Consider the following 4602-nt stretch of genomic DNA (forward strand, 5'->3'; position numbering starts at 1 on the left):
GAGGAGGGCACCGTGCGGGGCGGCCTGGGCAGCGCGGTGCTGGAGCTGTACGCGGCGTCGGGCCTGTCCCCGCGCGTGAAGCTCCTGGGCATGCCGGACGTGTTCCTGCCTCACGGAGACGCGCGGGTGCAGCGCACACAGCTGGGACTGGACGCGGCGGGCCTGCGGCGCGCGGGCCGTGCGCTGCTGGAAGAGGAGAGCCGGTGAAGCCGAAGAAGGAACGCCTGGACGTGCTGGTCGTGGAGCGCGGGCTCGCCGAGTCGCGCACGAAGGCCCAGGCGCTCATCCTCGCGGGCCAGGTGGTGGTGGCGGATCAGCGCGTGGACAAGCCCGGCTCCCTGGTCCCCGTGGAGGCCGAGCTGCGCCTCAAGGGCGAGGTGCTGCCGTACGTCTCGCGCGGCGGCCTCAAGCTGAAGGCCGCCATGGACCGCTTCAGCCTGGACGTGACGGGCCGCGTGGGCGCGGACATCGGCGCCAGCACGGGCGGCTTCACGGACTGCCTGCTCCAGCACGGCGCGGTGCGGGTGCACGCCATCGACGTGGGCTACGGCCAGCTGCACGAGAAGCTGCGCGTGGACCCGCGCGTGCGCTCGCGGGAGCGGGTCAACGCGCGCTACCTCACGGACGAGGACCTGCCGGAGAAGGTGGGCGTGGTCGTCATCGACGTGAGCTTCATCTCGCTCACCCAGGTGCTGCCGTCGGTGCTGCCGTTCCTGTCACCGGGCGGGCTGCTCATCGCCCTGGTGAAGCCCCAGTTCGAGGTGGGCCCGGAGCGGGTGGGCAAGGGCGGCGTGGTGCGCGACCCGGAAGCGCGCCAGGACGCCATCGACACCGTGACGGCCTTCGTGCGCGAGCACGGGCTCACCGTGCGCGGGGTGATGGACTCACCCGTGCCCGGGCCCGCCGGCAACGTGGAGGCGCTCCTCGTCGCCGACAGGCCCTGAGGGCCGCCGTTACGGCCGGACCTTGCGGTACTGGCTCAGCGGCAGGGTCTGGACCAGGTTCTTGCCCACGCGCATCCACAGCCGGCCGCCGTCGTCCACGGAGCAGGACAGGCTGCTGGAGACCTCGTAGCGGAACACCTCGCCCTTTTCGGACGAGTCCACCGCGACGATCTCCACGGGCAGGGCGCCGTTCACGTTCGGGGCGTTGAGCAGGTAGAACTCCGACGTCGTCGGCTGGCCCAGCTGCACCTGCGCGATGCGCAGCTGACCGGACGCGTCCACGGACGTGCCGCCCTTGTTGGTGACGAGGCCGTTCGTCGCGTCGAGGAACCACACGCGCTGCGTGCCGATGGCCGCCAGCTTCGAGCCGGCATGGAAGGGCATCAGGAAGTTCATCGGCACCGGGAAGACGTCGCTGCGCCACTTCAAGGCCGCGCCCTCGCAGCCCTCCAGGTCCGTGGAGCAGGCCTGGATCGTCGACTGGTTGTTGGCCAGGAGGTACGCCACGTAGAGCGTGGACCCGTCCGCGCTGAACGCGGTGACGGGCGGCTCATCCAGCTCGCCGTTGTAGGCGAAGATCTTCTTCTCCTGGACCGGCTGCAGCTCCTGGCTGGTGCCCTTCGCGTCGAGGTAGGCCACGATGACCTGGGGCACCTGCGAGAACTCCAGCTGGGCTACGTAGGGCACCAGCACATACTGGCCCTTCTGCTGCGGCGGGCTGATGGGGCCCAGCACCGCGCCCTTATACGTCCAATCGAAGGTGCCGCCCGCGTTGGTGTGCTTCAGGCGGGACACCGTGTAGCGGTCGCGCACCAGCGCGTCGCCGTCGTCCATCACCGACAGGTGGACCAGGAAGTACGTGGGCGACGTGCGGCCGGTGATGGTGAAGCTGGAGTCCACAGCGAACGCGCCATAGCCGGGCGTCCACACCCAGCGCTTGCCGCTCGTCGCGTTGATGCTGGTGATGACCGTGTCCTTGGTGCACGGGATGCCCATGGTCACCGAGTTGCGGACCGTGCCCGCCGAGTCCACGCGGAAGAGCGTGCCGGAGCCGGTGGTGGGATTGCCGCAGCCGATGAAGGCCACGTTCGTGCCGGTGCCCTCGGCGATGAAGAAGTCCGTCACCACCTGGCCGTTGGGGTCCGGATCCTTGATGACCTTCTCCACCGGCATGAACGTGGCCGCCTGCGGCTGGGACACGTTCTTGCGGCCGTCCGAGCACGTCGCCCGCGCGTTGAGCGACAGCCCCACGGCGATGCCGCGGTCGTACTTGAGCTCGTTGAACGCCAGCTCGAAGTCCATGGACCCGCTGGTGTAGGGCACCGTCTTGAGGAACGTGTCCCGGTCGTAGATTTCCACCTGCGCCACGGAGTCACACCCGGACACGATGATCCGCACCGTCAGCGTCGGCGCCGCCGTGTTGGGCTGCGGCACGTTGAGCGTCACCGTCGGCGGGTCCGGGGTGGGGGGCGGCTTCTCACCACCACAGGCGGCGAACACCGAAGCACAGAGGGTCAGCGAGGCCAGGAGGGCCCGTGACGCGAACGGGCGCGAAGGAGCGGAGTGCATGGTTTCACACTCTAGCGTGCTCCCCCGGGAAGCGGGCGGGCCCCCCCGTCCCAGGCGCCGTTCCCTCCGGAATCCTGATCCGATGCTCCGCCGGTTTCGTGCCTGTCCGGACTCCGGCCGTCCAGGCATTGAGAATGCTATGGGAAGAAAGTAACAGCCTGGCTGTTTTGGCGGAGTTGCACTCCTTCAGTACGTGCGTGCGGGTTTCCGGAGGAAGGACACCGGTCCGGGGTATACGTCACGCGCCTTTTCTCACCCCTCTCGCTTGAGGACAGCCCCGTTCAACCGCTGGCCCGCGGACGGGTTAGACGGCATGATCCGGAATCGACCATGACCCCTTTCGCACCCAACGGGTTTGCGCGGCGTTGTTCCCTGGACGGGCGGGGCGGAGGCGCGCCGTGAGGATCGAGATGTTGTCGTCTGAGCAACGGGGGCGGGTGCTCGTGCTCGCGGCGAAGGCCGCGGGTGACGCGCTGGTGGAGCGGCTCACGGCGAGTGGCTACCAGTGCGCCTCCACGGAACGGGAGACCGGGCTGGCGGAGATGGTGGAGTCGCTCCAGCCAGAGGTGGTGCTGCTGGCCGTGACGGCCAAGCGGGCGGCGGAGCTGCTGGAGACGGTGCGCAAGACGGACAAGCTCCAGCGCCTGCCGGTGCTGGTGGACCAGGGCCGCGCGCGCTCGGCGGAGGCCTTCAAGCGCCTGGCGGTGGACGACTTCGTGCGCGGCGCGGATGAGCTGGTGCCCCGGCTGGAGTCCGCCCTGCGCGCCTGGCGCCTCAAGGAGCGCGAGGAGCGCATCCGGATGCGCATGGGGATGCTGCTCGAAATCACCCAGGCGGCCACCAGCTCCCTGGAACTGGAGGAGATCCTCCGCATCGCGGTGGAGAAGGTCGGCCAGGTGACGGGCACGGACCGCTGCTCCGTGGTGCTGGTGGAGGGCAGCCACGCGCGCACGGCCACGGTCGTCGCGACGCAGGAGGACCCCAGCCTCGTCCAGCTGGACATCGAGGTCGCGCGCTATCCGGAGCTGCGCCGCGCGCTGGAGACGCGGCAGCCCGTGTTGATTGAAGAAGCGCAGCGCGACCCGCTGATGGCGGAGGTGCGCACGTCGCTGCTCCCCCAGGGCGTGAAGTCCATCCTGGTGCAGCCGCTCATCTGCCAGGACGACCTGCTGGGCGCGCTGTTCCTGCGCGTGTCCAAGGGCGAGGCGTCCATCGGCCGCGACGAGCAGGAGTTCGCGGAGGCAGTCGCGGGCGTGCTCGCCAACTCCATCCGCAACGCGCGCCTGCACACGGCGGTGAAGAAGAAGCGCGAGGACCTGGAGCTGGCGTACGTGGAGCGCTACCGCGAGCTCAACGACGCGAACCGCCGCCTCAAGGAGCTCAACCGCCTCAAGGATGAAATCATCGCGGTGTGCAGCCACGACCTGCGCGCGCCGCTCCAGGTGCTCCTGGGCCACGGCCGGCTCTTGTTGGAGGGCCCGCTGGAGGTGCAGCAGAAGCAGTCCGCGGAGGCGATGATCCGCCAGGGCCGGAAGATCCTCACCCTGGTCGAGTCCCTGCTGGAGAAGGGCAAGGGCGAGGCGGCGCGCCTCTCCATCGAGCCGCGCGTGCTGGACGTGGCGCAGCTGTGCCGCGACGCCGTGGCGGAACTCGAAATCCTCGCGGCCGAGAAGGCCGTGGCGCTGCGCTCCGAGTGCCCCGACAGCCTGATGCTGATTGGCGACGAGGTGAAGCTGCACGAGGTGCTGCAGAACCTCATCAGCAACGCCATCCAGCACGCCAGCGACCCGGGCTCGGTGGTGGTGCGCACGCAGCGCCTGTCGCGTCCGGACGGCGACGCGGTGCGGGTGATGGTGAGCGACAACGGGGTGGGCATCCCCCCGGACGAGCTGCACCTCGTGTTCGACCGCTACCGCCACGGGCCCAAGGGCACGGGGCTGGGGCTGGCCATCTGCAAGGAGTTCGTGGAGCTGCACGGCGGTGAAATCTGGGCGGAGAGCCCGGCCGACGGCGGCTGCACCTTCGTCTTCACGCTGCCCCTGGCGCAGGAGGCCGCGCGCAACCCCCGGCCGCAGCCCGCCCCCGGCTC

Annotated in this window: 3 protein-coding genes and 1 pseudogene; 3 read left to right on the forward strand and 1 reads right to left on the reverse strand. The window is 69.8% G+C overall.

Annotated elements, in window-relative coordinates; all coding sequences use genetic code 11:
* Together D7X55_RS36230 and D7X55_RS36235 are read left to right on the forward strand one after the other, a co-directional pair.
* Positions 1-207: pseudogene (locus D7X55_RS36230) on the forward strand (1-deoxy-D-xylulose-5-phosphate synthase); the annotation flags it as partial.
* On the forward strand, positions 204-944 hold the full coding sequence (locus tag D7X55_RS36235; RefSeq protein ID WP_120546693.1) for a TlyA family RNA methyltransferase: 741 nt from the start codon (positions 204-206) through the stop codon (positions 942-944). The pseudogene D7X55_RS36230 and the gene D7X55_RS36235, both read left to right, overlap by 4 nt.
* A 9-nt stretch (positions 945-953) precedes the next feature.
* On the opposite strand, the gene D7X55_RS36240 is transcribed toward D7X55_RS36235, so the two are convergent.
* Complete coding sequence (locus tag D7X55_RS36240) at positions 954-2513, reverse strand: hypothetical protein (protein WP_121725417.1); 1560 nt, start codon at positions 2511-2513, stop codon at positions 954-956.
* Between the two features lie 413 nt (positions 2514-2926).
* On the opposite strand from D7X55_RS36240, the gene D7X55_RS36245 reads away from it, so the two are divergent.
* Positions 2927-4602 (forward strand): GAF domain-containing sensor histidine kinase (locus D7X55_RS36245; protein WP_147470352.1); only part of this gene is annotated, 1676 nt, incomplete at its 3' end.

It is taken from the genome of Corallococcus sp. AB049A (assembly GCF_003668885.1).
GTDB lineage: Bacteria > Myxococcota > Myxococcia > Myxococcales > Myxococcaceae > Corallococcus > Corallococcus interemptor.